Origin of the sequence: Lactobacillus delbrueckii subsp. delbrueckii DSM 20074 = JCM 1012, from assembly GCF_001433875.1 — a bacterium.
Classification (GTDB): domain Bacteria; phylum Bacillota; class Bacilli; order Lactobacillales; family Lactobacillaceae; genus Lactobacillus; species Lactobacillus delbrueckii.
This window is the reverse complement of record NZ_AZCR01000150.1, coordinates 1-292: the sequence shown is the minus strand read 5'-3', so window position 1 is coordinate 292 and position 292 is coordinate 1. Positions and strand designations below refer to the sequence as shown.

At 50.7% G+C, this 292-nt stretch carries 1 rRNA gene; it reads right to left on the bottom strand.

From position 1 onward, the window contains the following. Positions 1-283, bottom strand: a 16S ribosomal RNA gene (locus FD23_RS08895); the annotation flags it as partial. Positions 284-292: the final 9 nt, after the last annotated feature.

Here is a 292-nt window from a genome sequence, read left to right as displayed (position 1 = left end):
TTACCCCACCAACTAGCTAATGCGCCGCGGGCTCATCCTAAAGTGACAGCTTGCGCCGCCTTTCAAACTTGAATCATGCGATTCATGTTGTTATCCGGTATTAGCACCTGTTTCCAAGTGGTATCCCAGTCTTTAGGGCAGATTGCCCACGTGTTACTCACCCATCCGCCGCTAGCGTCCAACAAATCACCCCGAAGGGATCTTTGAATTCAGCTCGCTCGACTTGCATGTATTAGGCACGCCGCCAGCGTTCGTCCTGAGCCAGGATCAAACTCTCAATTTGAAAATTGAG